The sequence below is a fragment of the Paenibacillus sp. 276b genome, assembly GCF_900107875.1.
Lineage (GTDB): Bacteria > Bacillota > Bacilli > Paenibacillales > Paenibacillaceae > Paenibacillus > Paenibacillus marchantiae.
Genome location: NZ_FNRR01000009.1, coordinates 35,668 through 61,989 on the forward strand (window position 1 = coordinate 35,668; position 26,322 = coordinate 61,989).

24 protein-coding genes are annotated in these 26,322 nt (G+C 47.3%); 16 read left to right on the top strand and 8 right to left on the bottom strand.

Features of this window, described 5'->3' with window-relative positions; all coding sequences use genetic code 11:
• Positions 1–23: 23 nt before the first annotated feature.
• Complete coding sequence (locus tag BLV50_RS28425; RefSeq protein WP_082935232.1) at positions 24–842, bottom strand: helix-turn-helix domain-containing protein; 819 nt, start codon at positions 840–842, stop codon at positions 24–26.
• A gap of 144 nt (positions 843–986) precedes the next feature.
• Here BLV50_RS28425 and BLV50_RS28430 point away from each other — a divergent pair, with 144 nt between their 5' ends.
• Both BLV50_RS28430 and BLV50_RS28435 read left to right on the top strand, forming a co-directional pair.
• Entirely contained in the window at positions 987–1,763 is a 777-nt protein-coding gene (locus BLV50_RS28430) for a sugar phosphate isomerase/epimerase family protein (RefSeq protein WP_063567070.1), read from the top strand.
• 27 nt (positions 1,764–1,790) lie between these two features.
• On the top strand, positions 1,791–2,810 hold the full coding sequence (locus BLV50_RS28435) for a Gfo/Idh/MocA family protein (protein WP_063567071.1): 1,020 nt from the start codon (positions 1,791–1,793) through the stop codon (positions 2,808–2,810).
• Positions 2,811–3,140: 330 nt separating this feature from the next.
• On the opposite strand, the gene BLV50_RS28440 is transcribed toward BLV50_RS28435, so the two are convergent.
• Together BLV50_RS28440 and BLV50_RS28445 are read right to left on the bottom strand one after the other, a co-directional pair.
• The gene (locus tag BLV50_RS28440) at positions 3,141–4,088 is read right to left on the bottom strand and encodes an aldo/keto reductase (RefSeq protein ID WP_063567072.1); all 948 of its coding nucleotides are present in this window, start codon (positions 4,086–4,088) and stop codon (positions 3,141–3,143) included.
• A 21-nt stretch (positions 4,089–4,109) separates the two neighbouring features.
• Positions 4,110–5,114: a Gfo/Idh/MocA family protein gene (locus BLV50_RS28445; RefSeq protein ID WP_090811315.1), complete on the bottom strand. Its 1,005-nt coding sequence runs from the start codon at positions 5,112–5,114 to the stop codon at positions 4,110–4,112.
• Between the two features lie 118 nt (positions 5,115–5,232).
• Between BLV50_RS28445 and BLV50_RS28450 the strand changes: the two genes are divergently transcribed.
• The 3 genes from BLV50_RS28450 (at position 5,233) to BLV50_RS28460 (ending at position 7,075) form a co-directional block, all read left to right on the top strand.
• Complete coding sequence (locus BLV50_RS28450; RefSeq protein WP_072735596.1) at positions 5,233–6,069, top strand: AraC family transcriptional regulator; 837 nt, start codon at positions 5,233–5,235, stop codon at positions 6,067–6,069.
• A gap of 109 nt (positions 6,070–6,178) precedes the next feature.
• Positions 6,179–6,586, top strand: a complete 408-nt coding sequence (locus BLV50_RS28455) for an Rrf2 family transcriptional regulator (RefSeq protein ID WP_063567075.1) — start codon at positions 6,179–6,181, stop codon at positions 6,584–6,586.
• A gap of 39 nt (positions 6,587–6,625) precedes the next feature.
• Positions 6,626–7,075, top strand: a complete 450-nt coding sequence (locus tag BLV50_RS28460) for a nuclear transport factor 2 family protein (RefSeq protein ID WP_090811317.1) — start codon at positions 6,626–6,628, stop codon at positions 7,073–7,075.
• A gap of 129 nt (positions 7,076–7,204) precedes the next feature.
• Here the strand turns inward: BLV50_RS28460 and BLV50_RS28465 are convergent, their stop codons facing one another.
• Both BLV50_RS28465 and BLV50_RS28470 read right to left on the bottom strand, forming a co-directional pair.
• On the bottom strand, positions 7,205–8,419 hold the full coding sequence (locus BLV50_RS28465) for a sugar efflux transporter (RefSeq protein ID WP_090811319.1): 1,215 nt from the start codon (positions 8,417–8,419) through the stop codon (positions 7,205–7,207).
• A gap of 205 nt (positions 8,420–8,624) precedes the next feature.
• Positions 8,625–10,001, bottom strand: coding sequence for an MFS transporter (locus BLV50_RS28470; RefSeq protein ID WP_090811321.1), 1,377 nt, complete (start codon positions 9,999–10,001; stop codon positions 8,625–8,627).
• A gap of 211 nt (positions 10,002–10,212) precedes the next feature.
• Here BLV50_RS28470 and BLV50_RS28475 point away from each other — a divergent pair, with 211 nt between their 5' ends.
• The 5 genes from BLV50_RS28475 (at position 10,213) to BLV50_RS28495 (ending at position 13,926) form a co-directional block, all read left to right on the top strand.
• Positions 10,213–10,536, top strand: a complete 324-nt coding sequence (locus tag BLV50_RS28475; RefSeq protein ID WP_063567079.1) for an ArsR/SmtB family transcription factor — start codon at positions 10,213–10,215, stop codon at positions 10,534–10,536.
• A gap of 141 nt (positions 10,537–10,677) precedes the next feature.
• Complete coding sequence (locus tag BLV50_RS33630; protein ID WP_072735590.1) at positions 10,678–10,866, top strand: hypothetical protein; 189 nt, start codon at positions 10,678–10,680, stop codon at positions 10,864–10,866.
• Positions 10,867–10,951: 85 nt separating this feature from the next.
• On the top strand, positions 10,952–11,872 hold the full coding sequence (locus BLV50_RS28485) for a helix-turn-helix transcriptional regulator (RefSeq protein ID WP_079697139.1): 921 nt from the start codon (positions 10,952–10,954) through the stop codon (positions 11,870–11,872).
• Between the two features lie 25 nt (positions 11,873–11,897).
• Positions 11,898–12,896: a cysteine peptidase family C39 domain-containing protein gene (locus BLV50_RS28490; RefSeq protein ID WP_256338069.1), complete on the top strand. Its 999-nt coding sequence runs from the start codon at positions 11,898–11,900 to the stop codon at positions 12,894–12,896.
• A gap of 13 nt (positions 12,897–12,909) precedes the next feature.
• The gene (locus BLV50_RS28495) at positions 12,910–13,926 is read left to right on the top strand and encodes a hypothetical protein (RefSeq protein WP_079697138.1); all 1,017 of its coding nucleotides are present in this window, start codon (positions 12,910–12,912) and stop codon (positions 13,924–13,926) included.
• Between the two features lie 175 nt (positions 13,927–14,101).
• Here the strand turns inward: BLV50_RS28495 and BLV50_RS28500 are convergent, their stop codons facing one another.
• Positions 14,102–15,664, bottom strand: a complete 1,563-nt coding sequence (locus BLV50_RS28500; RefSeq protein ID WP_256338070.1) for an FAD-dependent monooxygenase — start codon at positions 15,662–15,664, stop codon at positions 14,102–14,104.
• Between the two features lie 177 nt (positions 15,665–15,841).
• On the opposite strand from BLV50_RS28500, the gene BLV50_RS28505 reads away from it, so the two are divergent.
• Both BLV50_RS28505 and BLV50_RS28510 read left to right on the top strand, forming a co-directional pair.
• Positions 15,842–16,552 carry a MarR family transcriptional regulator gene (locus tag BLV50_RS28505; RefSeq protein ID WP_090811323.1) on the top strand — a complete coding sequence of 237 codons (711 nt, stop codon included), beginning with the start codon at positions 15,842–15,844 and terminating at the stop codon, positions 16,550–16,552.
• A gap of 272 nt (positions 16,553–16,824) precedes the next feature.
• Positions 16,825–17,007 (top strand): aspartyl-phosphate phosphatase Spo0E family protein, encoded by a 183-nt coding sequence (locus BLV50_RS28510; protein WP_063567084.1) that lies wholly within the window; start codon positions 16,825–16,827, stop codon positions 17,005–17,007.
• 61 nt (positions 17,008–17,068) lie between these two features.
• Here BLV50_RS28510 and BLV50_RS28515 read toward each other — a convergent pair whose 3' ends face one another.
• Both BLV50_RS28515 and BLV50_RS28520 read right to left on the bottom strand, forming a co-directional pair.
• Positions 17,069–17,947 (bottom strand): carbohydrate ABC transporter permease, encoded by an 879-nt coding sequence (locus BLV50_RS28515; protein ID WP_063567085.1) that lies wholly within the window; start codon positions 17,945–17,947, stop codon positions 17,069–17,071.
• A gap of 12 nt (positions 17,948–17,959) precedes the next feature.
• On the bottom strand, positions 17,960–18,919 hold the full coding sequence (locus BLV50_RS28520) for an ABC transporter permease (RefSeq protein ID WP_371129284.1): 960 nt from the start codon (positions 18,917–18,919) through the stop codon (positions 17,960–17,962).
• A 265-nt stretch (positions 18,920–19,184) separates the two neighbouring features.
• Between BLV50_RS28520 and BLV50_RS28525 the strand changes: the two genes are divergently transcribed.
• The 4 genes from BLV50_RS28525 to BLV50_RS28540 all read left to right on the top strand — a co-directional run bounded on the left by BLV50_RS28525 (position 19,185) and on the right by BLV50_RS28540 (position 26,257).
• Entirely contained in the window at positions 19,185–20,945 is a 1,761-nt protein-coding gene (locus tag BLV50_RS28525) for a sensor histidine kinase (RefSeq protein ID WP_063567086.1), read from the top strand.
• Positions 20,920–22,512, top strand: coding sequence for a response regulator transcription factor (locus BLV50_RS28530; protein ID WP_063567087.1), 1,593 nt, complete (start codon positions 20,920–20,922; stop codon positions 22,510–22,512). The genes BLV50_RS28525 and BLV50_RS28530 overlap by 26 nt, the downstream gene beginning before the upstream one ends.
• A gap of 99 nt (positions 22,513–22,611) precedes the next feature.
• Positions 22,612–24,264: an extracellular solute-binding protein gene (locus tag BLV50_RS28535; protein WP_063567088.1), complete on the top strand. Its 1,653-nt coding sequence runs from the start codon at positions 22,612–22,614 to the stop codon at positions 24,262–24,264.
• 304 nt (positions 24,265–24,568) lie between these two features.
• Entirely contained in the window at positions 24,569–26,257 is a 1,689-nt protein-coding gene (locus tag BLV50_RS28540) for a DUF6138 family protein (RefSeq protein WP_072735585.1), read from the top strand.
• Positions 26,258–26,322 lie beyond the last annotated feature (65 nt).

Sequence of the window (26,322 nt, forward strand, 5' to 3'; positions counted from 1 at the left end):
AGAGGATCGAGCCACAACTACACTTATAAATGCTCCAAATCGATGGATTGATGGGCCTGGGATTTGAGATATTCAGCCGGGGACATTCCAAAGTGGGATCGGAATACCCGGTGAAAATAGGAATAGCTTGCAAAGCCGCATGTTTCGGCAATATGCTCTAGAGTCATATCGCTGTACTTCATACGCTCCAAGGCAGCGTTCAGCCGAATCTCAATCGCATACTGGATCATCGTTTGGCCATAGTGCTCCTTGAACAATCGCACCGCACGAGACAGGCTTAGTCCTGCGTAGCGGGCGGCTTCTTCGAGTTTGAAGGTCACAGTGGCATGCTCTTCAATGAATCGTTTCAGCTTCAATGTCGAGGAAACAGAACGATCCGTCTGGATATTCTCCTTGATGGCCCGATCGATATACAGACACAAACCACGCAGCAGTACGTCATTCAGTTCTATATTTTCCTCCAGCGGTCCACGGCGTTTCTCCAGGAGCATACTGCGCCAGAGACTGACCAATTTATCATCCAGCCCGATGTGGCTCACTGTGGAACGGTGGTAACGCTTCCACCAGCTATCAATCCAATCCCCTTCACAGAACAAATAATAGTCTCCGCTGGACAATCGGCCCTCCTTGTGAGGTTCTTCAACCACGAGATAGTAGTCGTCTCCGGGTTTGAGTAGCAGTAAATCCCCGCCAGTCATCTTAAATTCTTCATCCTGCACATATACCTTGCAAGATCCTTCGGTTTGCAGACGGAACAGATAAGTCTGCAACTCGCCCTTCATATTATGATTAAACGCCTTATAGTGATAGGAATAGTCACAGATCAGTACTGAGGTTTCCAAAAGATGTAATCCTCCAAATTTAAAAATTTGATCAGATAGTTCATGTTCTGACGATATTGTATATGTTCATTCTAGCCTGTTTTGCGTTAGGATGATACCAGATAGAGCAATGAAAGCAAATTTGAGAGCAGAGGTGCATCTATTATGAAAAAACTTAATATTGGTTTGCAATTGTTTACACTCCGTGATGAAACTGCAGCAGATTTCCGTGGAACTTTGCGCAAAGTAGCAGAGCTTGGTTATGAAGGTGTCGAATTCGCCGGATATGGTGACATTCCTGCCGAAGAAATGAAAGCGCTATTGGATGAGCTTGGACTAAAAGGTTTTAGCAGCCACGTTTCATTACATGCTATGCGTGAAGATCTGCAACAACAAATCGACTACCTCAAAACTATTGGGGCTCAATATATGATCTGCCCTTACCTGATGCCTGAAGATCGTCCAGAGAATGCAGAAGGCTGGACAAAACTGTTCAACGAATTGCAACAATATGGTGCAGAAGCGACTAAACAAGGTCTGATCTTCGGTTATCATAACCATGATTTTGAATTCCACGGTCAGGTTGGCGACGAAAATGCCTTTGATGCAATGTTTGTTCAAACGACACCTGAAGCGGTTCAAGTGGAAATGGACGTATGTTGGGTGCAATTTGCTGGACAAAATCCGATTGAGTATATCAACAAATATGCAGGTCGTCTGCCGTTGCTTCACTTGAAAGACTTCAGTAAAGACGAACAGGGCCAAATGAAGACATTGGAACTGGGACAAGGTTCCGTTAATCTGCCAGCTGTTATTGAAGCGGCTACAAGTGCAGGTGTAGAATGGCTGATCGTGGAACAGGACGTTTGCCAGAATCCACCGCTTGAAAGCGTAGCCAACAGCCATAACTGGCTGAAACAGAATTACTTGAACCAATTCTAATTTATTTGTCAAAGGAGACATTTGTACATGAGTAAAATTAAAGTTGCTGTATTCGGCTGTGGAGCCATTGCCGAGCGCAGACATATTCCAGAGTACGCTGCCAATGAGAACGTAGAACTTGTCGCTTTTGCCGATCCGATCGTGGAGCGTGCGGAGAAGATGGCCGAAACTTACGGCGGTAAAGCTTACTCTAGCTACGAAGAATTGCTTGCAAGCGAAGAAGTGGATGCGGTCAGCGTTTGTACGCCGAACTACCTGCATGCTTCGATGGCCATTGCTGCTGCGAATGCCGGTAAACATGTACTGGTGGAAAAACCGATGGCGGTTACTACCGAAGAAGGCGAGCAAATGATTGAAGCTGCCAAGAAAAACGGTGTGTATCTGATGGTTGGACACAACCAACGTTTGATGCCTCCACACGTAAAAGCCAAAGAAATTCTGGACTCCGGCAAACTCGGTAAAGTCCTGAATTTCCGTACTTCCTTTGGTCATCCAGGTCCGGAAGGCTGGAGCGTAGACGGTGCAGAAAGCTGGTTCTTCCGCAAAGAAGAAGCGATTATGGGAGCCATGGGTGACCTGGGCGTGCACAAATCGGACTTTATCCGCTATTTGCTGGATGATGAAGTATCCGAGGTTGCTGGTTTCATCAGCACACTGCACAAGGAAAACACCAAAGTGGACGATAACGCAACATGCCTGCTTCGCATGAAGAGCGGTGCAATCGGTACGCTGGTAGCGAGCTGGACACAATACAGAGCAGGAGATAACAGTACGGTTCTGTGGTGTGAAAATGGTGTGATGAAGATCGGAACGGTAGATGGTGACGAGGTTATCGTTGAGCTGACTAACGGCACGGTTGAAACATACAAAGTTGGCGCAATGTCTACCAACGAGAAACAAGTACCAAGCGGCGTTATTGATGCTTTTGTAGAATCGATTGTAACGCAAACACCTCCAAGCATTTCCGGTGAAGAAGGTCTGCGTTCCCTGCAAGTGATTCTGGCAGCATTTGAATCCGAGAAGACTGGTCAAATCGTGAAGCTGTAATCGTAACGATATCATCGTCATTACTTAAAAAATCTGACTATCTCATATTAAAAAGGGGCTTACCTCCAGAGAAATATTTCTGGCGGGTAGTCTCTTTTTATTACTTTTTCATGACAGCCAGATGGGTAGAATCCGTAATAGAGGACAAGTCTGGACCCGAAGTTTGGCGATTTGCTGATCCTAGCGAAAAGCGATTATTGATCCTGCCTGCGGCATGGCTACAATGGTTGAATGGTTAGCTGGCATTCCAAAAAGGACTGACCACTCCGCTACATCGCGGAAGAGTCAGTCCTTTCACCATCAAGATTGAATTAAAAGTGTATGCCAGTTTTACACGCTTGGTTTTACATTACTGCCCAAATCCAGCCAATCGAGTTCTTCACGAGTTAGTGTGATACGAGAACCTTCGTCACAGGAGAGCAATTCTGCCTGATTCTGGGCACCTATCAACGCACAGGTTGGAAACGGCTGATTCAATACATAAGCGAGAGCAATCTGGATGGGGGAAGTCTTTTTCGACTCGGCCAATTGTTCAGCACGGTGCAAACGTTCCCAGTTACCGTCACTGTAAAACACACGAACCAGATCTTCATTGTCCCGAACTTCAGGTGTGAATCGTCCGGTAAAGAAGCCACGAGCCTGGGAAGACCAGGACAGCAAAGGAAGCTTGGTGCGTTCATGCCATGCCAGTGTTTCATCGTCTGCCGATACACAGCCGGCCCAGAACGGTTCATTCGCTTTGGCGAGACTGAGATTCGGACTGCTGAATGTAAAACCTTTCAGACCGTTAGCAGCTGCATATGCATTAGCTTCTTCTAGCCGCTGCCAGGTCCAGTTGGAGGCGCCGATCGCGCCGATTTTGCCGGATTCAATATGTTCGTTCAATGCTTCGAGAATCACTCCAACGGGTGTGTTGGGATCGTCCCGATGCAGGGCATATAGCTCCACATGTTCCGTTTGCAGCCGTTCCAGACTGGTTAGAAGGTCACTGCGGATAGCATCAGCGTTAACGCGTGGGCCATTCTGGTCATGATGCGCACCTTTGGTCAAAATAACGATCTCGTTACGGTTACCCCGTTCCTGCATATAACGTCCGAGCACTTCTTCACTCTGCCCGCCACAATAAATATGCGCGGAGTCAACGGTATTACCGCCAATCGCCAAGAATGCATCCATGTTCGTAGCTGCTTTCTCATAGGAATCATGGTAAAAATAATCGGTTCCTTTAATCAGTCGGGAGATAGGTTTACCTGCACCAGCAATTTCAATGTATTCCATAATTCAGTTCATCCTCTCTACTTATAGTGTAATGCGTGTACGTTCTTCCGCTGAACGAAGACAAGCTTCGAGTACTTTCATATTGGCTATAGCATCGGATGGATCGAAGCGCAGAGCTTTACCTTGAAGCACAGCTCGTGCCATATCGTCGCCCTGGAGGGAGTAGTGATTGACCTGTGGGACTTCAATCTCCTTACGCTCACCGTCAACAGTTACGAAGAAGTTGGAGCTGCGATCCCTATTGCTGATAAAGGCAGAAGGAACCTCAATGATGCCATCTGTTCCAAGTACCTCCAGTGTGTTGCGGAAGGCTGCCCACATGCTGCTGTCAAAGGTGACGCCAATATGATTGTCGAACTCAAGCAAGCCGGAAGCCATCATATCCACATGATCATGTTCAGGGGAGAACATGCCAATGACGGTTGCCGCCGAAGGCTCTTGGCCAAGTATCAAGCGTGCTGCACTGATGGAATAACAGCCGATATCATACAGCGAACCGCCGCCCCAATCACGTCGAAAGCGAACATTACCTGTTGAGCCTGAACTGTTGAACGAAAATGTACTATGAATGCCGCGGATCTCACCAATTTCTCCGCTGGCGATAATATCCTTAATCTGATCATAACGTGGATGATGTCGGTACATGAGAGCTTCAGCGAGATGCACACCAGCGTCTTCGCAGGCTTGCACCATTTCCCGAGCTTCCTGCTCCGTCAGTGCCAGTGGTTTCTCACACAAAATATGTTTACCAGCTTCTGCGGCACGGAGTGTCCATTCCCGGTGCAGATGGTTCGGAAGCGGGATGTAGACCGCATCAATGGAATCGTCAGCAAGCAAAGCTTCATAGCTGCCATAAGCTTGAGGAATGCCGAGTTTGTCAGCAGTTTGTTTTGCTTTTTCTTCATCTCGACTAGCAATGGCAGTCACTTCATTCAACTCGGATTGCTGCAAACCTGGAATAACGGATCCTACGGCAATGCTAGCGCTACCAAGAATTCCCCAGCGCAGTTTTCGATCTGAATTCATTTGTTGTTTCCTCCTATGAATGAATGTATATTGTGATTATAAGTAATAGATGAATGAATTAAAATGATAATATATTGAAATGAGTTAACACAATATTGTTTAGAAAAGAGAATGGGCCATGATGAGACAGACTGTATTGTTAACCCTACAGGATATTCCGTATTTTTGTTATCCAGAATCCGTTGGACTTTATGTCGACCACCCTGAGCACACCGTATTACGAGAGGCTGGCGCACTTAACAACTTCAATATTCACTACGTTGCTGCGGGCAAGGGCTACGTGGAAGTGGAGGGGGTAGTGCATGAGCTTCGTGCGGGTCAGGCTGTACTGTATTTCCCGTTGCAGCGGCAGCATTACTACAGCAGCGAAGATGACCCATGGGATGTGCGGTGGGTTCATTTTTACGGTGAACGGCTGCATGATTATATGATTGAGCGGGGGTTGCATCGCAACCTGTTGTGGACGCTGCGGCAGCAGGCTCCATGGGAAGAAGCGCATATGGCCCTACTGAATGAAGCCGAGCAGAACCGGATGCTGCGTCCTGCCCAACTATCTACCCTGACCTACGCTGTGCTGGCCGAATTCGTGCAGCATGCTGTTCCACTGAAAAGCACACGCACAAGCAAGGCTGAGAGTCGTATCCTTGGACTGCTTCCACAGATGCAGCAGGAGGCATGCCAACCGTTTTTGTTACAGGATTGGGCGGATATGGCGGGTGTGAGTTCGTATTACTTTTGCAAAATGTTCAAGAGTGCCGTGGAAATGACCCCGATGGAATTTATAACCCGTTCGCGGTTGCAGATGGCGAAGCAGTGGCTGCTGGAACGGCCAACGGCCAACATTGGACAGATCGCAGAGGAGGCGGGGTACCCAAATGCCAGTTATTTTAACCGCCAGTTTTTAGCCCATGAAGGCATGACTCCGACCGATTATCGCGGGCTTTACCACAGTTAAATGTAATGATGTCCGTTTGTTTGATTCTGTGGAAATCTTCGACGTTTGACAGAGCGTTCAATCAAGTCTATTATAGATAAATTAAATCCGTATATAATGAGGTGCCCTCATGAAATATTCGAAAGCTACAAACTATGCCCTGCACACCATGCTTTTCCTGGTTGCAACCGAACCGGAACAACTGGTCAGTGTACATCAATTAGCTGAGATGCAAAAAGTATCTCCAACCTATTTGTCTAAAATATTGACCAAGCTGGTCAAAGCCGGCATGATCGAATCGACCTCGGGTGCCAATGGTGGTTATCGGCTTAGTCGGAAGAATCCGGACCCTTCATTTCTGGAGATTATCCATGCCATTGAAGGACAGGCTTCCCTGTTCGAATGCTCGCAGGACCATAACGAAGGCTGCCTGATTCAGCAGGTGATGGTTCGTGCGGAAGAAGAGATGGAGAGCTATTTGAACAATAAAAAAATGTCTGAGCTGGCTGCCCAGATGAAGGCTGCACATTCCGTATAATATATTTGCTTACATCTTAGATTTCTGGAGGGACAACACATGAGCCAAACAACCATCACAGGACTGGAACAACTGCTTGCACTGGAAAACATTCGGAACACCAAAGCTCGCTATTGCCGTTATATTGATACGAAGCAGTGGGATACATTAGGTGAAGTGTTCGCTCCGGATGCCGTAGCTGATTTCAGTACAGAAGGCAATCCCATCCCGGTATTAACAGGTCGCGACACCATCGTTCAAGTATTCCGGGATTTGGTGGATGTTGCCGTAACTGTGCATCATGTACATAGCGCCGAAGTTGAATTTGTATCCGAGAATGAAGCCAAAGTCATCTCTCCAATGGAAGATTGGGTGACGTTCCCTGAAGGCAATGACAATAAATCCTTTCACGGATTTGGACATTACCATGAAACGTTTGTCAAAATCGATGGCCAATGGCTCATCCAGCATACTAGCCTGAAGCGTCTTCGTCTGGATCTGTTTGAATAGTGTTTGTATTCATATAAATGAATATTGAAACGATGATAAACAAAACCCCAAGAGCGCTATAGCTGCGTCCTTGGGGCTTTGTTTTGTTCAAGCTTTTTCGTTCACTCAGGCTTGCATCCGAGGATCTGCTTAGAGTGAAAGGGTCTGACGTTTCTCTTTTGATAATTGTTGTGTGACAACAAGCATGCCTAATGAAATCAGAACGAGCAGTAGACATACCCAATAGGAATTTCGATATCCCCACGCTCCGGCTGTCCATCCCCCGACCAGACTACCAAATAATCTTCCCAACGTGGAGGCATTGGAATAGAGTGTTGACGCATAGCCGGGCATGGACGGAAGCAGATCCTGCATGTAACTGATACCGATAGCAGAGATGACGGCGACAAAGAATGCGAGCAATAGTTGTCCTGCCAGCAAGTGCCACAGTTCCGTGGAGAACAAAACAATGACATAATAAGCGGCACCCATCAAGGAGCCCCATAACATGAGTGAGCGGTTGGGATATTTAGAGGCGAGCAGACCCAAGCCTAACATAATCGGAATCTCGAGCCCCGCGCAAAGACTGGAGATCCAGCCAACTTCCCGGGTTCCCCCGCCCAGATGGTGAATAATGAACAGAGATGCATTCAGGTTATTCATCCAGTGTGCCATATATAGAAGTGTGGTAATGAGAAACGGCATGTAGATCCTTGCATCCTGATGCAATTTTATGTGTATGCCACCTGAAGATGCACCGATAGAAGGAGGCTCGGGAGCTTTTTTTAACAGAAAGAAAAATAATAACGCATTGATCAAAAAAATAAAACACGTTGAACTAAAAATACCGGTGTATCCAATATACGCAATCAGTAAAGTTCCGAGTAAAGGTCCTGTAATAAATCCCAGTGAAAACGCGGAGCGCAGGGTTGAATTGGCCACAGCATGATCGACGTCCGTTGCGGTATTGACCGCTTCTCTTGCAGCTGCGAACAATTGTGGCATGGCGGGAGATCCGAGCGCAGTCAGCACCGTCATATAGATAAATAATAAAGTGAAGTCGTGAATCCACAGATATCCGCCAAAAGCCAGAGCATTGCAAATCATGGCAGACACCAGAATTTTTTTGCGAGCCCCGGGTTGATCCGATCGTCTGGCGATCCAGGAACTGAACAGCACACCCGCCATAAGTGTTACTGCAGTGAATAATCCGAATGTTGCGATGGATACTTCAAGGCGGGTTGTAAAGTAGACCGCAAGAAAGGGCGCGCTGATTGAAATAGCCATACCTTGCAACAACATACAAACGAGAAACAGCCGGTATGTAGGGATACGAAATAGTGAATCAAACTGTTGAAGCTTCATGTGCGAAAGACATCCCCTTGATTTTATCATTTTCAAAATATCTATACGATCTGTTTATAATATAAGAATAACAGAGATAAAGTAATACGTATTGATACCTTATAGTCTAATAACAAACAAAAAAGCCAGAGATCAGACTCTATCGGTCCAATCCTGGCTTTCTTATATGAAGAATCTATTATAAGTAAGAACCTATATAACCTGCTTAGTGTGAAGCGATGGTTTTCTTCCGTGACTGCATTCTCAGATACACCTGGGAGAAAACAATGGATGCCAGAGCAACCACAGTCATGCCCCAGAAAATATTAGTATAAGCCGATGATAGTGGCAATTGCTGCATGGCTGTCAATGCCACGCCAGTTACGGCAACACTAAATGCTCCGCTGAAGAACTGGCTAAGCTGGAACAGTCCCATGCCTGCGCCTACCTGATCCATCGTCAGATTGCCCGACAACTCATTGGAGACACTCGTTGTCAGTGCAGAGAAGCCTACGCTAAGCAGAATGTATACGGCCATAATGGCATAGATGCTGTCGTCTGCAAATAGAGCAAACAATCCGGCCGCAGCGAGCAGCAACCATGGTGCGAACTTGAGCAGTTGTGTATTGCCGTGTCGGTCAATCATGCGGCCAATCCGATTGGATAACAGCATGGACACGATTGCACCCGGGAAGATGACAAGCCCGGACTGGGCCGGAGTCAGGCCATACAGATGTGCCAAAATTTGCGGTAGCAGGAACAGCGTTGAGAAGTTGTTAATATACGAGACAATCCCCAGTGAGCTGAGCATCATATATTTTTTGTTTTTGAACAGAGCCGGTTGCACAAAGGGATCAGCCGCACGGCGAATTCGTAGCCAGAACAGGACCAGTGCAGCCGCACCAATAACGAGGGTTACCCATTCACGTGAAGTCAGGAATAGCAGGACACCGGTTGTTCCAATCGCCAGTAACAGCGCGCCGAGCAAGTCGAATGACCCCTTTTGCGGCATCTCACTTGGAAGCAGTCTGAAAAATACAGGGATCAGAAACAAGGTTAGTCCAGTAACGATAAACAGATCATGCCATCCGAGGAACTGTGTAATACTGCCGCCGATCACAGGTCCAAGTCCAAGACCCAGTGAGCTGGCCGACATGACAACAGCCATGGATTTCCCCCGGCGGTCACTTGGAATGTAACGAGTAATAAGAACGATAGCTAGCCCTGGTACAGAAGCTGCACCCGCAGCCTGAATCAGACGTGCAATGAGCAGAAGGATAAAATGGTTACTGAAGAAACCAAGAACGGATGCCGCACCAAGCAGTGTAAGACCGGTCGTAAACAGGGTGCGAATCGGAATAAAATCCGATAGACGTGAGAACGTGATCGAGGAAATAGCAAAAACGATGGAATAACCGGTGACAATCCAGGAAGAAGAGACAGATGAGAGCATAAATTCAGCTGCAATTTTGGGTAGGGCCAGATTGAACATCATCGTATTCATAACGACAAGCACAACCGTGAAGCCAAGCAGACTTACGATTAACCCTTCCTGTATTCCTGCTGTCCGTTCCCCAGATGATGCAGTTGCGGTGTTGTTCATAAAAACCTCCTAGATTGATGTGTATTTCGCAACATTTCAGAAACGGTGTGTAACATTTGCAAAATGTGGTATAGAGTGAATCCCATGCCTGACAGCAGGGATACATAAACGAAATATGTTTGTAAGTTCGATTGGTATCGAACATTAGAAATATATCATGGAACTATGCTAAAATACAATGGATAGTCTGAAAAAAAAGGAGACTACAACGATGAAAATTTTGCACCATCCTCAAGTGCAGGATATCGAACTTTCTTCCGTATTGTACGCATTAAGTGATCCGATCCGTCTTGGGATAGTAACCGAAGCAGCCAGAAATGGTGAGCAGCCATGCAGTCATTTTCGTGTACCTGTTGTAAAATCTACGATGTCACACCATGTTCGGACCCTGCGGGAAGCCGGAGTCATTCGGGTAAGAGTACAAGGTACACAGCATTTCCTGACGCTAAGATCCGAGGATCTGGAAGTGCGTTTTCCTGGTCTGTTGCAGCCTTTATTACAAGCGGCAGCTCAGTCTGAAATACATGATTCCTAAAAAATGTCCTTTCTTCAAGTTGAAGAGGGGACATTTTTTTATGTTGGGTATATTCCATACTGCTGCGACATTCTATGTCGTACCATGCCCTCTATAATAACGGTGAACACACAAACCATATCGAAAAGAGGTTCACAAACGTTGGCAAAAACAAAAAGAGGACGCGTCCTGTGGAATCTACCATCCCGAGGAAGAGGAACATGCCCGGTGTGCAGCAGCACCCGGATTAAATTGTTGTATTCGCAAACGAAAACTGATGGTACAAGTTTGAAAGTATGCAAGAAATGCTCCAAAGCTGTGCAGTCCAGAGTGGACAAGGTAACCGTATAATATAACAGGCCTGTTCTTCGGAACGGGCCATGTCTTTTGGTATAATACAATTACGAAATACGGAATAAGCCAGGGGGGCGGGGAAATGAGCAATATGCATCGTATTCACTGGTTTGACGAGCAGATTCGGAGTGGACGTTTTCCGAACAGCAGCTGGCTTGCACGTGAATTTGAAATATCCCGGCGCCAGGCCCAGCGTGATATCGAATATATGGCGATTTCTCTACGTGCCCCCCTGGTGTATATCGCAAAATATCGGGGGTATTGTTACGAGGATCAGACCTACCGGCTGCCCCATTTATATATGACGGAAGAAGAACAGCGGGTGCTTAAGTATCTGGCGCATCGTTATCGGCATTACAATTATGATCAATCAGATGCGGTGAAGCGTGTGGCGCATTTGCTGGAGCGTTTTACGCTCGAGGAACAGCAGACAGGAAGCAGTCAGCTTCCTGTGTTTAAAGCAGATCCGCAGCAGCTTCAGTTCTTTGAGATTTTGTCCCATGCGATTGCCGAATCCCGCAAAGTACATATCCATTACAGAGATCATGCCGGAGAACGGCTATTTACCTGGTGTCCATTGAAGATGCTGTCCCAGTTCAACGCCGATTATGTGGTCGGCTATGAAATAGACCCTTTACAGCAAACGGCCATCCGACTTGAGGGCATGATTCATGTGCAGATGACGAACGAGACGTTTCAGTGTCAGACAGATAGGTTGCTGGGTGCATGGGAAGAGGCGCTGCCTGTCCGTAAACCGTTTGTCGCTGAGATAAGGCTGAAAGAAGTGCAGCAAACAGAACTGTGGCAAGGATATCGGATTCGGGAGAAGCAAGATCAGGTTCACTGGATTGAATTTTATGACACGGATGCTTTCTTACAGCATTTGTTCATTAGCGAGTGGGAGGAAATGTTGTCCCCAACGTGGCTTAGACGAAAGCTTCAGCAAAGTGCTGAAAGCATAATCGATAGGCTCGCCGTACAGCACAAGGCCAACGTGAATTAGAGCAACCACGGAGAGGAGATTTTTTTTGACTGAAGTTGTGTTAGACAACCTGATCATGAAGCGAGAGTCCAAATCGTATGTGGATAGCCTACACGCTGTATTGACCCATGCGGGTCTGTTTCAGGCTTCCAAGTATGTGCTCGCTGGATATACGGGTATGGCATTCAAACTTTCAGTGCATCGCAGACTACTGCCCATGTCGGTTACAGCCTATGGTCAATGGGGAGAATCCCATCGCCCTGGAATCGATAACTTGGGGATATTGACGATCTGGGATGGGGGACGGACACGTCATCCCACATTCGGGTATTACCAGCGGGATGCGGTGAGTTGGGTAAAACGCAGTTTGGATGGAGGCATCGGGGTGATTTACTGGATTCCGGAATTTGGTGTCATTCATGGGTATGATGACGGTGATCGCATCTTTTATGTGCAAGATGGCTGGAGTAAGGAACCACAGATTTTGCTGTATGACAATTTCGGATTGAACTTCACCGGGTTCTGGTATTGTCAGGTCTTTGGTGACCAGGTACATATGCCCGAACAAGAGATGCTGTTGGAATCATTGAGATTGGCGATTGAGGATTGGGATATTCCTTATCGACTGCTGCCTGATCGAAATATCGCTTCGGGCAGACTGGCGTATGATGTGTGGGTGCAAGCCCTACGGAGTGGAGATTACGATCATTCGGGTGCTACGTATATTTTGGAATCCTATTGCCAGTCCCGAACTGAAATTCAGATGTATTTGCAGGATGTGCGGGGCATATGGACCGAACTGGACCAAGCCTATGCATGTTATGAACAGCTTGGAGCATTGATTATACAGATGAAGGGATGCATGATTCAGGAACATAACAGATGGATCATGCAAGCAGACGCCACAGAGAAGCTGGCACAGGCTTTATTGGAAGCAAAAGCACTGGAAGAGCAGGCTGTTGATTATTTTCGTGTGATATCCCTAAAGTATCCTGACCGCAAACGGTCCACCGTGCCACGTTGGGGAGCGCACTCGGCGAGATAGAGAGGAGTAGAGGATGGGAAGCAAAATACTGCCGGATTGGATTGATTCTACACAGAGCAGGAATTCTTCACGTGAACACATATCATGGAACGGAGCGGGCTCTTATATAGATGCGATGTACAGAATTCTGGTGCATAAACAGTGGACGGATTTACCGCGTCACATGATTGCGGGAATGACCGCAAGTGTGTTTCGATTAGTAGTGGATCGGCGTCTAACGACAGAATCAATCTCAGCGTACAACTGGATGGCCGAGAACTTTGTAGCTGCTGATTTCATAGGCGTCACGACCGGACAACACGGGGGATTTTCGTTCGAGCCGACCTTTCCGCTCTATCAGAAGCAGGCCCTGTTGGATATTAAAGCTTCCATTGACCGGGGTGTAGGGGCCATTCTATGGCATGACCAGTTTGTCATTTGCACTGGATATGATGATGGGGAGCAGATGCTGTTCATTTGTGAGAGTCAAGAAAATGAAGTCATTTGTCTGCCCTATGATTCTTTTGGTCGGAACAGTACACCATACTGGTACTATCAGGTGCTTGAATCCCATTCAACTGTAGACATATGGGAAGTATGTAAGGAATCATTAATTCAGGCCGTATACAAATGGGAGACCCATGATTACATGCTACCACCTCAGGATTACGCATGTGGACCTGCTGCTTATGCAGCCATTGCTGATGCCCTACAATCTGGTGTATATGAAACCGATCAAGCTGCCATTGTTTTGCGCTATTATGCTGATTCGAGAAAGGATATGGCCTCCTATGTTGCAGAGCTTGAGCATTTATCCAATCAGATGAATCATGTTGTGCAGGCGTACGCGTTACTCGCAGACCTATATGCTCAGATGATGGAGAAGGTTGAGGATTCAACAGCGTGGGATGCGAAGGAACCAGGGCATGTGCTAAGGGTGATCCATCTGATTGAGCAAGCAGGGGAAACGGAACAGCGTGCCATTGATGCCATTAAGCAGGCCTTCCCAGAGACGATTGGCAATCGTTTTGAGGATATTGGATTAAGATGAATGGAACAGTGCACATACTTCAAAATGGAAAGATTATTGACAAATAGACCGGAAATGACCGCTGAGTGCGGTCGTTTTCGGTCTTATTTGAGTTTAAGTAAGCCACATATATGGGCGGGTTGAAAGACGACCCTCATACATTAACTGCACTAGCATTCATAGTCTCGCATGAGCTTCAATTCGAGTTGGATCCGATGGAACATGGCGGGGCCAACATTCTGGCTACATTGTCGAAGGTTGCCTGCCAGTCGGTCGTAATGATGTTCGCGATATAACCATCTGGCCGTATCATGACCAGCGTGTCGCTGGTGATGCCGTAGATACGAGTCAATTTGCCGCTGGAGTCATGGAGGACGTTTTGTTCTGAATCGTGTGCGGTATCAACGACGTAGCAGTGTAATTCGGCACCGCTGGTCGGCCAGTTCAACTTGGGAAGTATCTTGGCAGCGTTAGGACCAAAGGCAAGCAAAGTGAAGTGAGGCCCTTGATAGATGTCGAACAGACGCCGTTCCCCACCAGGTCCGTTGCAGGGAGCATCTGGCGCCCGGTCACCGACATGAAGGGTCTTTGTGGCCGATTCTTCGCTAGACGCGAGCGGCCCACCATGGTACGAAAGTCTAAGCTGTCGCTCCTCATCTCCGCGCTTCAGGCTAGCCAGGCGATTTTTGTCTAGCTTGGCGTACAGCTCGCTGGATTTGCTGAGGACGCGAGCGGCAATGGGTTGACGCTCGGCCTCGTAGCTGTGAAGCAGACTATCGGGTGCCCCAGCAGTGACCTGCCCTATTTTCCAGCCAAGGTTATAGGCGTCCTGTATACCCGTGTTGAGACCCTGTGCACCGGCCGGGGTATGGACATGAGCAGCATCGCCTGCAATGAAGACACGTCCCGACCGATAGTGTTCAGCCAGTCGAACGTTGGGGCGAAACACCGAACTCCAGGTAATGTCGTAGAGACGCAAACCTGTGAGATTGTGGAATTGAGTGGCCAGTGCGGCTTCGTCAAGGTTAGGCTTTTCATCTGGTGCCAGCCTGATCATGACTTGGAACTGATCGGAGTGTGGCAGCGGGCAGGCACCGACAAACGTGCCACGTGTGCGTGGCCACATATGCCACCTATTGCGAGACAGTTTGTCGATCGAGCCGTCAATAATGAGCGTACGGTCAGAGTCGGTAGTCTCTCCGATAAATCGGATACCTGCCCCTTTGCGAACGCTGCTCGAACCTCCATCTGCTCCGACGAGATATCTGCTGCGAACCTTCTCCCCGGAAGAGAGAGTCGCCGTTACTCCATCGGCATCCTGTTCGAATTGCTCCAACCCGTTGTTAAATTCAATGGTTAAGCCGAGACGTTTCAGTAGGCGGTGTAAGATGGCATCCGTTCGGTGTTGCGCCAACAGGAGAATGTTTGGATACGGATCGCTCGGTGTTGGTTTATTTTGCTGCTGCATGCGCCAAGGCACAGTTAGCGGTCCAATATGAAAACCGGCAAGCGGGTAAGAACTTCCCTCTGACTGAGCCTCTTCCAGCACGCCGAAGTCCTCCAAAACCTCCTGGGTTCTTGGTTGAACTCCCTTGGCACGGGAACCTTGAAAGGCGTGAGGGGCTTTGTCAACGAGTCGGACACGAAGGCCGCGTCGAAGCAGGTCGACTGCAAGAGCGGAGCCAGTCGGTCCAGCTCCAGCGATGAGTACGTCAATATCGTAATGTTGGGTCAGTTGAATCTCCTCCTGATCACCCATATCGCAATGGATGAGATATGATGCTTTGTTTATTGTTTCTTAGAAACTTTTTAATTTCCGATGAAACAATCATAGTTTAATCCTTTACTGCTGTCAATATTGTTTCCAGGAAACTTTAATTGTCGGACATACCCTGATATACTGGTATGAAGCTAACAATCGTTGGAGGAAAATTGAATGATCAACCCATCGGAAAATCAAAATAGAGATCACTTAATTCAAGAAGTATTGGAAGCAGTGAAAGATATACAGATCAGATTCCAATCAGAAGATGACGAAGAAAAACAGTGGTTGCTCCAAAATAGTCCTAATCCGGCTGTTGAAGAGCTAATCAAAGAAATGACGGTGACAATGCTGCATGTGCTGGATGCTATTGGTACACTCGAGCCAGTAAACGGCATAACCATTTCAAAGCAATTCGGCTTCTCCAAAGGGACGGTCTCCAAAATCACGAGAAGACTCGTGTCTCAAAACATCATCGTAACCGAGTCACTTCCGGATAACAAAAAAGAAGTTCTATTCCGTACCACATCGCTCGGAAAAGAGATTTATCGTTTGCATCAGGGCCTGCATCATCAGATTGATCTTGGGGTTCATCATTTCTTGCAACGGTATAACGAGGATGAGTTACAGTTTCTCGTCAACACTCTCCAAAAGACGCTGCATACATCATGGATTCATACGGAAGCAGAGGAGGAGGCTATTGAACCCGCCCCAAGAAAGGCGCATACTACTGAGGATTCAGAAGCTCATAGGGCCAATAGTTCTACATCATTGACCGATGAAATGAATGAAATCATGTCTATGCTCAACAAGTTGGATTCCCGTAATTTGAAGAAAGCAAAAACCATATTAAATGATGTTTTTTTTGTAGACTATGAGGACTAGCCACATAATATTTCATAAGGAAATGGTGTGCAGGTTTCTGCGAACAATAAATGTAGCTATAGCAAAATACCGGATAAGGCTGATAGGCCTATCCGGTATTTTTTCGTATTTTGCCACATCTGAGTCCATTGCTCATCCTTATTTCAACCTGTACAAGAAAAAATAACCATAAATTCGATTTTGGGGTAATGTGAAGCTCCCTTTGTTCCGAATATTATAATAGATGGTCTTTTTTGGATGGAGGATATTGAAGGACAACAGGGGGCGGGAGTATGGTGCATAATCCGGAAACCATTCAGGAATGTATCGAAAAGGCACGACAGAGGCTCTACCAGATTGCAAACGCTCATAAAGAACTGTGGCATCCGGAGGTCATTCGTCAATCGATGGTTCTGGATGAACTCATTAATCAATATAACAATGCCATTCGCGGAAAGACATCCCGAAGTAAATAACGGCGCGTTATAAACCTCGGGATGAAATGATGCGAATGCATTCAGTTTTAGTATACGAACCCTATTCTTTTACGGCCCCAAGCACAATTCCTTTTACAAAGAAACGCTGCAAGAATGGATACACGAGGAGGATTGGCAGTGCCCCAATAAAGATCTGGGCTGCGTTAACGGTACGCTGCGACATGTTCTGAAGCTGCGTCGCATCGACATTCATATTGGAGAAATCCTGTTGCACGATAATGGTTTGCATTAACGTAGCGAGCGGATATTTGGCTGCGTCATTCATATAGATCAACCCGTCGAACCAGGAATTCCACTGCCCCACCATGGTGAATAGGGAGATCGTTGCAATGGCCGGCATGGACACAGGCAGATAGATGCGGAACAATGTGGTGATATGGTTGGCACCATCGATGAACGCCGCTTCTTCTAGCTCTTTGGGCACGTTACGGAAGAAGTTCATCATGAGAATCAGGTTCCAGACCGCCACAGCGCCCGGCAAAATCAGAGCCCACATGGTGTTGATCAGTCCCAGCTTTTGAATCAGGATATAGGAAGGGATCAGTCCGCCACTGAACAGCATCGTGAAGATGAAAAACCACGCGTACAGTGAACGTCCCTTGAAGTTCAGACTTTCCTTGGATAAAGGATAGGCTGTTAAGGTGACCAGCACCATACTGAGCAGCGTACCGAACACGGTACGTTGCACTGAGATCCAGAGCGCGCTAAGAAAGTTACTGTTACCAAACGTTTTGGTATAAGCGTCGACTGTAAAATCAATCGGCCAGAGCGTTACCAGATTGGCGGAAGCTGCTGCTTTACCGCTGAAGGAAACCGCCAGAATGTGGACAAGCGGCAGCACACACAGCAGCGAGACGGCCGCGATGAAGAACAGGTTGAAGCCGTTAAATATACGGTATCCGGTCGTTTTGTGATACACCTTAATTCCTCCTTAGAAAATGCGGTAATTAGCGATTTTGTAAGCCATCCGGTAGGCAGTAATAACGAGGAACATGGCGACAAAGGATTTAAACAAACCAACCGCAGTCGCAAAGCTCATTTTGCCATTCAAAATACCCATCCGATAAACAAACGTGTCAATAATATCGCCTTTATCATATACAAGTGGATTGTACAGGTTGAAAATCTGGTCAAATCCAGCATTAAGAATATTCCCCAGTGATAGCGTTCCCACCACAATGATCATCGGCACGAGTGCAGGCAGCGTAATGTGTAGGGTCTGCTTAAGCCGTGTTGCCCCGTCAACTTCGGAAGCTTCGTACAGAGCAGGGTTAATGCCCGCAAGGGCTGCAAGAAAGACAATGGTACCAAATCCGAATTCCTTCCATACATCACTGATGACCACGGTTACACGGAACCAGTCGCCATCTCCCAGAAAGAAGATCGGTTCAACGCCAACAGCCGCCAGCACCTGGTTAATCAGACCGCCTTCGGGGGAAAGCATGTCCAGCAGTATGCCGCCCAGTACAACCCAAGACAAGAAATGGGGTAGGTATACCAGCGTCTGTGAGAACCGTTTGAACGTGGAATTACGTACTTCATTCAGCAAAATGGCAAACACGACCGGGGCCACGAGTCCGGCCACAATCTTCATGGCGGCAATCAGTACGGTGTTCCAGATGACCTGAACACTATCCGGATATTCGAACATGAATCGGAAGTTATCCCATCCTACCCATTTGGAGCCGGTGAATCCCAGCCATGGTTTGAAATCCTGAAACGCAATAATAATGCCGCCCATAGGCACATAGGCGAACAGCAATGTGAGCAATACCGAAGGCAGCAGCATCAGATGCAGCGGCCAATTGCGTTTGAAATTCCAGCGGGTACGTTTGCGTGGATTGTGTGTTGCCTGCCGCACCGGCGTATTGGTCGTTAGTGGTTGTTCCATAGCCATCAGGTCCCTCCTTTATATCGTCCAGCCTCTGCATAATGAGGCTAGTAAGCCTCTGCAAATAGTGGAGCAACTGAATTATAGCAATGGAAACGAGCGGGCTATAGAACAACATTTCAAGGCGGATGTTGATTTATTAACTTGTTAAAAACGTATACCGAATAGTGACTCATTTGAAATTCAGTATAGATATGTAAGGGGTTTCAATATAAAATAGGACTTCGATGTGTATCTTTACTTTAATCCGGGACAGGGTGAAGCAATGAAATTTACAGTATTCTCAAAAACAGTCATGCTGCTGGTCTGCTTGCTGGTACCCATCTTGCTGCTCTATACCTACGCGAATCAGGCGAACGTGGACATGATCGTCGAGGAGAAGCAACAGTCCAGCTTGAACCAGTTCAACTATTTTAGCTCTCAGGTGGATAAAAATATTGAACAGCTCTCGCTTTATGGGCTGACTTTACTGCGTGATCCAAGCATTCTACACTATCGTTACATGACAGAATCGACCAGCCAATATGAGAAAAACAGCATCTATCTCGATATTCTCGACAAATTGTCACTATACCAGTCCACCAGCCGCTGGAAGAACGATATTACCATTGTTCTGCCTCAGGCAGAGCTGGTCCTATCCACCATGTCCAACCGGACGGTCTTCAATGAGAAGATGTTAAACTTTCCACAGCCAGGCCGATGGCAGTTGAACGAAGGCAGCTTCACTTATTTCTTTACGGATAACTACGAGTGGAATGAAAAACCTGTGACCACGGATGTACGAACGGTGATGGAGATTGATTTTGACCCGATGAACATTGTTGCCATGCTGGATGATTTCAAGGAGGCCCAGGGAGGAGATCCCTTTCTTCTCGTCCCTGGCAACGAGCCTCTGTTAAATCGGAGTGCGGACCCCGAGCTCGTGGAAGCGGTGATGCGGGACATGCCATTAACCGAATTGGATAGTGAAGGCAACCATCAGCTGGAGGTGGGGGGCAAGCAGTACTTGGTCAGTTATGTGCTCTCCAAACAACTAAACGGAATCTATGTTAACCCGGTTGTACTGGATGATTTGCTTACGCCGATGGACAAGAGCCGAAATATGTTTATAACCTCGATTTTGCTGCTGCTCGTGCTCAGTATTGGCGCTGCCCTGTTGTTATACCGAAAGGTACAGGTGCCGATACAACGTCTGATGAGAGGATTGCAGCAGATTCGCAAAGGACAGCTGTCCACACGAATTCCGGTCGATCACTCCCGGGATGAATTCGCTTATCTGACGCAGAGCTTCAATCACATGGCCGAGCAGATTCAGGAGCTGATCGAAAAGGTATACGAGGAACGCATTCGCTCGCGGGAAGCGACGTTGAAGCATCTGCAATCACAGATCAATCCTCATTTCCTGTATAATTGTCTGTTTTATATTAAAAATATGACGCAGCTCGGCAACCGCGAAGCGGTTATTGCCATGTCGCTCAGCCTGGGAGATTACTATCGCTACATCACACGTGATGAGAACGATATGACGACCGTGGAAGAGGAAATCCGGTTGTTGGACAATTATTTGTCCATCCAACAGATGCGCACCAACCGTTTGTCGTATGAGATCGCTGTACCGCAAGAACTGATGCAGCAGCACATTCCGAGGCTGCTGATCCAGCCTATTGTGGAGAATGCAGTCATTCACGGCATTGAACCGATGGAGGGTAGCGGTCACATCGTAGTTACAGGTATGGCAGCACAAGAGCAAATCGATGGAAGGGAATACACACGATACAGTCTGTTTGTCGATAACGACGGTGTTACTTTGACGTCGGAAGAGATTGCTAGTCTTGAGCGAGAAATCAATGAACCGATGGGTGAAGAAATAGGCACGGGTACCTGGAATGTACACCAGCGGCTCGTTACACGATATGGTCATTCTTCAGGGCTTCATTTTGGAGTGATCCCTTATGGGGGTCTCAGTGTGGAAATACGATGGTTTGAGGAGGAATATCCTAATGATGAATCTAATGGTCGTGGATGATGAACATTCAGCGGTGGAATCGATTGCAGCCTCCATACCGTGGAGAGAACATGGGATTGGGCACGTATATAAGGCGTACTCGGTGAAAGAGGCATTGCAGCAAATGGCCGCACATCAGGTCCATATTATCATCACCGATATTCGTATGCCGGGCTTGTCTGGTCTGGATTTGGTGAGTCATATTCGTCAAAAGTGGGAGCGGACCAAATGTATCATTTTATCTGGACATGCATCCTTTGATTATGCGAAGCAGGCACTCCGTCATGGAACAGTGAGTTATCTGCTGAAACCAGTGCGGGATGAGGAGTTGATTGAAGCCGTGCAGCAGGCCTCCGTCCAGATTCGGCTGGAGGGAGAGAAACAGTTGATGCACCAGCGCGCCATGTATTCGGTGAGAGAACATTTACCGGAGAAGCGGGCGGGATTAATGAAGGATGTGCTGCTTGGACATAAATTTGTAGAGAGCGAACTTGTGGAGAAGCTGGAGCAATTCGAGATTGGATTCCGTCCCCAGGACAAAATGCAGCTGCTGCTTATCCGCTATGATGACCCACAGCCAACAAACAAGGCATTCCGTTTAATGAAATACGCCATCTCTAACGTCGTGGAAGAAATCTTTGGCAGCAGCTATCATCTCTGCCATACGGACGATGCGTATGATGATCTCGTTTTCATGGCAAGTCCGAAACAGGCACAGTCTGAACCGGAACTGCTGATGGGGCGGCTCGGAGAACGGCTGCTTCACAGTGTGAAGCAGTATTTAAACGCGACGATTTCACTATCAGTCAGCCGGATAGGCCGTTTTCCAGAGCAAGTTCCGCAGCTTTACCATCAAGCTGTAAGTGCCTTGCGCAAGCAGGCGGAAGCAGGCAAAGGGTTGCATCTCAATGCGGCTGCCGGCTCCCATGGATCAACATTGAAATCACTTGCGGCACTGTATGAGCCACCCGGACTGACCGCACTGCTGGAAGCAGGACGGATGGAGGACGCCAATCGCAAGATTGATGCGATTTTTGCCGAGTTATCGGATAGTGTGTTCCCGGAGCATGTCTATGTTGCTTTTCACTATCTCGCAGCCGCATTCTCCTACATGGCTCATCGGGAGGGCAGACAGTTGTCCGATGTCCTTGGTGAGCAGTATCAGCAACTGTTGAAGGACGGCTACGGCGTGTCACTTCGGAGTCTGGAAGCATGGACCCGGAGCGTGATGGAACAATGGGCTCTAAGCACAACCGATACGGGCCAGGAAAGTGGATCGAACATGATCAGACAGGTCCAGCAATGGATTGACCACCATCTGGGAGAAGATCTTTCCTTGCAAGTTATTGCGGGGGAGGTTCATCTGCACCCGGTATATTTGTCCAAAATGTATAAACAATCGACGGGTGAAGGCATTAGTGACTACATTATCCGTTCCCGGATGGAACGTGCTGTTCACTTGCTGAAACACACGGCAATGAAGATTTATGAAGTCGGTCAGGAAGTGGGATATAACAATACCCCTTATTTCATTCAAGTATTCCGTAAACATTATGGCCTGACCCCGCAGGATTTTCGGAACGGTTAACAAATCAATATGAACATTGAAATTGTGATATATGTTTGCTTCCCCGGCTGCACTATCCTTTTCATGTAAGGGTATTCAAAGTGATTGAGGAGGGGTTTCATGTATAGAAAAATGATGACTGCATTGCTTGCACTGACGATGGTTGCCGTAACGGCATGCAGTTCGGGGGCAAAGGAAGAACCATCCAAGGAAGCGGCTGCACCACTTGCGCTGCAAGATGGTAAGTATGAACCTGCGGTTCAGATGAGCTATTTGCGAGCCTGGAATGATGATACAAAGTTTAAGAACGGAGAAACTGCACAGAACAACGTGCACACCAAATGGGCCAAAGAACGTTTGGGCATCGATCTGACCACACCTTGGGCTGTATCCGTGACCAATGATGCTTTTTACACGAAGCTTCGTCTCTCCCTGTCGGCTAATGAAGAGCTGCCGGATATCGTCTCCATCCGTGGTGACTACAATCTGGTGCGTGAGTTGATTGAGTCGGGTAAATTCGCCGATGCAGGTGAACTGTTCGATAAGTATGCATCTGACACATGGAAAGGGGCTGCTGAATCCGCACCGGAAGAGTGGTACCCGTACATGTATGAAGGTAAACGGTATGGCGTTCCGATCTTTGACTATGCTTACAACGGAGACCCGGTAATGTTTATCCGTGAAGACTGGCTGAAGAAGCTTGGACTGGAAGAACCAAAAACGATCGATGAGCTCGTTACGGTGATGGATGCATTTACGAATCAGGATCCGGATGGTAACGGTAAGAAAGATACGTACGGTCTGACGGTCGGCATGAAAAATGCCCTCAATACCTGGATGACTGAATCTGGCTGGATCTTCGGAATGTATAACACGATGCCAGGACAGTGGAATCTGAATGCAGAAGGAACACTGGAATACGGCTCGGTTCAACCGGGTGTGAAAGAAGGACTTGCAACGATGAAAGACTGGTTGTCCAAAGGCTATCTGCCGAAGGAAGCCGGCGTATATGATGAGATTAAGGCGGCTGAATTGTTTACAGCAGGCAAAGCGGGAATCATTGTGGGACCGCACTGGATGCCGAACTGGCCGATCGATGATGTGAAGAAAAATGTGGACGGCGCTACCTACAAAGCAATTGCCCTTCCAACCGGACCGACTGGCGAGAGCCATCACCACGGTTCAGGTGCTAGCAACGGGGTCGTGTTGATCAACAAGGATATGGCAAACCCAGAAATATTCTTCACGTATCAAAATTATTTGTTTGATAACTTCGCTAATCCAGAAGTGGGTGGGGAGTTCGAACATGGCTTTGCCCAAGGATATGACTTTGATATTGTAGATGGCAAAGTGCTTGGTGAAGCTGATTTGAAAGACGGCGTATCCCCGCTGAAGTATACACTTACTTATGATGGTGCCCGTATTCCTAACCTGATGATGGATACGTTGGCAGAACTCGCTACAGGTAAGGAAGCAGAAACACCTTTCGAGAAAAATACGAAAATTGCCAACAAACCTGAAGTATTTGCTGCGGCTCAAGTCGTGGTAGCTCATAAGGATGATGCAATCAAGAACAAATTTACGGGTGCACCTACGGATACGATGAAGATGAAGAAAGATGCGCTCGACAAGCTGGAGAAAGATACGTTCAGCAAAATCATTTACGGTCAGGTTGGCATCGATGAATTCGACGCGTTCGTAACGAAGTGGAAATCCATGGGCGGCGATCAAATCACAACGGAAGTCAATGAATGGTTCAAAACAGTTAATTAATACCTTGAATGATTTACGAGATGAATTATACTAAAGTAATACAAGAAGGAAGAGGTATTTCGTGAATACACCGGATTTGGGCGGAAAGTCGCCTGAATCCGGTGTTTTTGTTTTGTATGCGGAATGCTTAGACATGTACGAAAGAGCTTATCCATTAATTTCTCTGCGTACAACCGTGCGTAAGACTTATTGTTTCGCAGATGCGTGAGAGAGTAAGATAATAGGTAATATACGAACATCAATACGTAATTTTTAGCATAGATGGTTTGAGGAATGATCTGATAAATGGGAAGGCGGTTGAAGCATGAGTACACTCTATGATCAGGCAATGGAAGAGATGATTGAGGTCATTGAAGAATGGTTTAGTGAACAGTTGAAGCGGGATGACCTGGAAAAGGCTGTGAAGCGAACTACGCTGCAAATGGGGATTTTTAATGATATTTTGCTGGATTACAGACCTGGACGGACTACAGTAGACAGTGTGGATCTTGGATTGGATGAGGGATTGAAATCGAAGAATCCCGGTCCCTTTACCGAGGAACAGGTACGAAATGAGATCCAGCCCAAGCTTGTAGAAGTGGTTCAAGAGAAATTGGACAAGCTGGTGGATACACCGTTGATCGATTATCGGTTTACCTTTCGCGGGAAATTTCCAACGACAGAAGGAAAGCTGCAAGTGACCATGCTCGAATATATCAACGAAGGGAAAAGGCAGCAGTTGCTTGAGCGCATTCATACATACGTAGACCATAAGCTGCTAAAAGGTTCATATCCAACAAAGCCGTTGGAATCCTTTTTTTTGACGCGTCACCTGCTTGACCCGAAATTGTTCCCTGAACTGGACGTAGCGTGGACTATAGCGCAATATGATCGCATACAGGAGTTAAATAAAGGGCGTCAGGAAGCTCTGGCGGAGCATCGTGGTGATATTATTCGTGCGATAACGTCTTGGGCGGAGAATCATTTTTTGCCACGTTACTTTGATGTACAGCCTTCTGCATACAGCGCCAATGTATATACACTTAAGCCAGGTGCTTCTTTGGAGGAGGACCAGCCAAAGAGCGAGCATGGGCAGCAGGTGGCACAGCCTATCGATCTGCTGCTATATGCAGCTGTGATGATTCTTCGTTATGAGCCTAGTTACAGTAAACCGAAAGGCCTTACTTTCTTGGAACTGGCCAAACAATTGGGTAGTAGCCGTGCGGTTCGTATGATGACGGAAGGTAGCGGAACCTATGCCAAGGAAGATATTCATGTAAAAAATGAGCAGATGGAATGCACAGCCAACGATGTGTTCTCGATCATTACTATCATCATTCGCAAGGAAGAAGTAGCTGCCTACGAACAGGCCATTGCTTTTATCACCCGTTTGCTAAAGCAGGGCTTCCCCAAAAGTTACAAGATCAAGCTCAAATCCAGCGTGAAGCAGTATCTGTCTGTTAAAGGGCTTGCGAAGTCTGACACCCATCGATTTTTCGCAAATGCGCTGGAGTACCCGGAGCTGCGTCCGCTGCTTGAAGAATATGCACGTGCAGCGATTGGAGAGTTCGAATTTTATGCGGATACAGAGGGTGAAAAGAACTGTATGCCAGGCAGTTATGCAACCTTCGGACTTGGATTGGCAGATGAGCGGTATTTCCCGTTGGTTGAATATTACATGGGTGAAGTGGATGATGAGCACCAGTTGGTACAGGATAAATTCACCGTTGCCTTTGCTGAGACACATGGTGTAACGGCCAGTTCCATACCTGCATTAGTTACCTGCCTGCGTCGCTCTACGGATTCCCTGAAGCTGAAGATTCAGCCAGAGTTGGAGGATGAGGAGAAGCTTGAACTTCTGGTCCAATCGCTGCAAGGAATGGAAACCTATGAAGTGGAGCATGTGCTGTATCCGATCTGGGGCAAGGTAGCGAAGCTTGCAACGCTGGCACGCAAGGCTGAGGGAAGACGGAAAGAGTTGCTGTTAGAGCTGTTAAAGGCCGCAGGGAAATAAGGAAAGGCCCGTTAGGGCTTTATAAAGGTTAATGTATAGGGATACAAGTAAAGGTGGATGAGTAT

What these genes read in the sequence shown, in the direction of transcription:
- BLV50_RS28505 (WP_090811323.1), top strand. Translation starts at nt 15,842, where the DNA reads ATGATCAACCCATCGGAAAATCAAAATAGAGATCACTTAATTCAAGAA.
- BLV50_RS28440 (WP_063567072.1), bottom strand. Translation starts at nt 4,088, where the DNA reads ATGGAATACATTGAAATTGCTGGTGCAGGTAAACCTATCTCCCGACTG.
- BLV50_RS28470 (WP_090811321.1), bottom strand. Translation starts at nt 10,001, where the DNA reads ATGAACAACACCGCAACTGCATCATCTGGGGAACGGACAGCAGGAATA.
- BLV50_RS28485 (WP_079697139.1), top strand. Translation starts at nt 10,952, where the DNA reads ATGAGCAATATGCATCGTATTCACTGGTTTGACGAGCAGATTCGGAGT.
- BLV50_RS28435 (WP_063567071.1), top strand. Translation starts at nt 1,791, where the DNA reads ATGAGTAAAATTAAAGTTGCTGTATTCGGCTGTGGAGCCATTGCCGAG.
- BLV50_RS28460 (WP_090811317.1), top strand. Translation starts at nt 6,626, where the DNA reads ATGAGCCAAACAACCATCACAGGACTGGAACAACTGCTTGCACTGGAA.
- BLV50_RS28465 (WP_090811319.1), bottom strand. Translation starts at nt 8,419, where the DNA reads ATGAAGCTTCAACAGTTTGATTCACTATTTCGTATCCCTACATACCGG.
- BLV50_RS28530 (WP_063567087.1), top strand. Translation starts at nt 20,920, where the DNA reads ATGATGAATCTAATGGTCGTGGATGATGAACATTCAGCGGTGGAATCG.
- BLV50_RS28520 (WP_371129284.1), bottom strand. Translation starts at nt 18,919, where the DNA reads ATGGAACAACCACTAACGACCAATACGCCGGTGCGGCAGGCAACACAC.
- BLV50_RS28525 (WP_063567086.1), top strand. Translation starts at nt 19,185, where the DNA reads ATGAAATTTACAGTATTCTCAAAAACAGTCATGCTGCTGGTCTGCTTG.
- BLV50_RS28450 (WP_072735596.1), top strand. Translation starts at nt 5,233, where the DNA reads ATGATGAGACAGACTGTATTGTTAACCCTACAGGATATTCCGTATTTT.
- BLV50_RS28510 (WP_063567084.1), top strand. Translation starts at nt 16,825, where the DNA reads ATGGTGCATAATCCGGAAACCATTCAGGAATGTATCGAAAAGGCACGA.
- BLV50_RS28475 (WP_063567079.1), top strand. Translation starts at nt 10,213, where the DNA reads ATGAAAATTTTGCACCATCCTCAAGTGCAGGATATCGAACTTTCTTCC.
- BLV50_RS28540 (WP_072735585.1), top strand. Translation starts at nt 24,569, where the DNA reads ATGAGTACACTCTATGATCAGGCAATGGAAGAGATGATTGAGGTCATT.
- BLV50_RS28495 (WP_079697138.1), top strand. Translation starts at nt 12,910, where the DNA reads ATGGGAAGCAAAATACTGCCGGATTGGATTGATTCTACACAGAGCAGG.
- BLV50_RS28535 (WP_063567088.1), top strand. Translation starts at nt 22,612, where the DNA reads ATGTATAGAAAAATGATGACTGCATTGCTTGCACTGACGATGGTTGCC.
- BLV50_RS28430 (WP_063567070.1), top strand. Translation starts at nt 987, where the DNA reads ATGAAAAAACTTAATATTGGTTTGCAATTGTTTACACTCCGTGATGAA.
- BLV50_RS28445 (WP_090811315.1), bottom strand. Translation starts at nt 5,114, where the DNA reads ATGAATTCAGATCGAAAACTGCGCTGGGGAATTCTTGGTAGCGCTAGC.
- BLV50_RS28455 (WP_063567075.1), top strand. Translation starts at nt 6,179, where the DNA reads ATGAAATATTCGAAAGCTACAAACTATGCCCTGCACACCATGCTTTTC.
- BLV50_RS28500 (WP_256338070.1), bottom strand. Translation starts at nt 15,664, where the DNA reads ATGGGTGATCAGGAGGAGATTCAACTGACCCAACATTACGATATTGAC.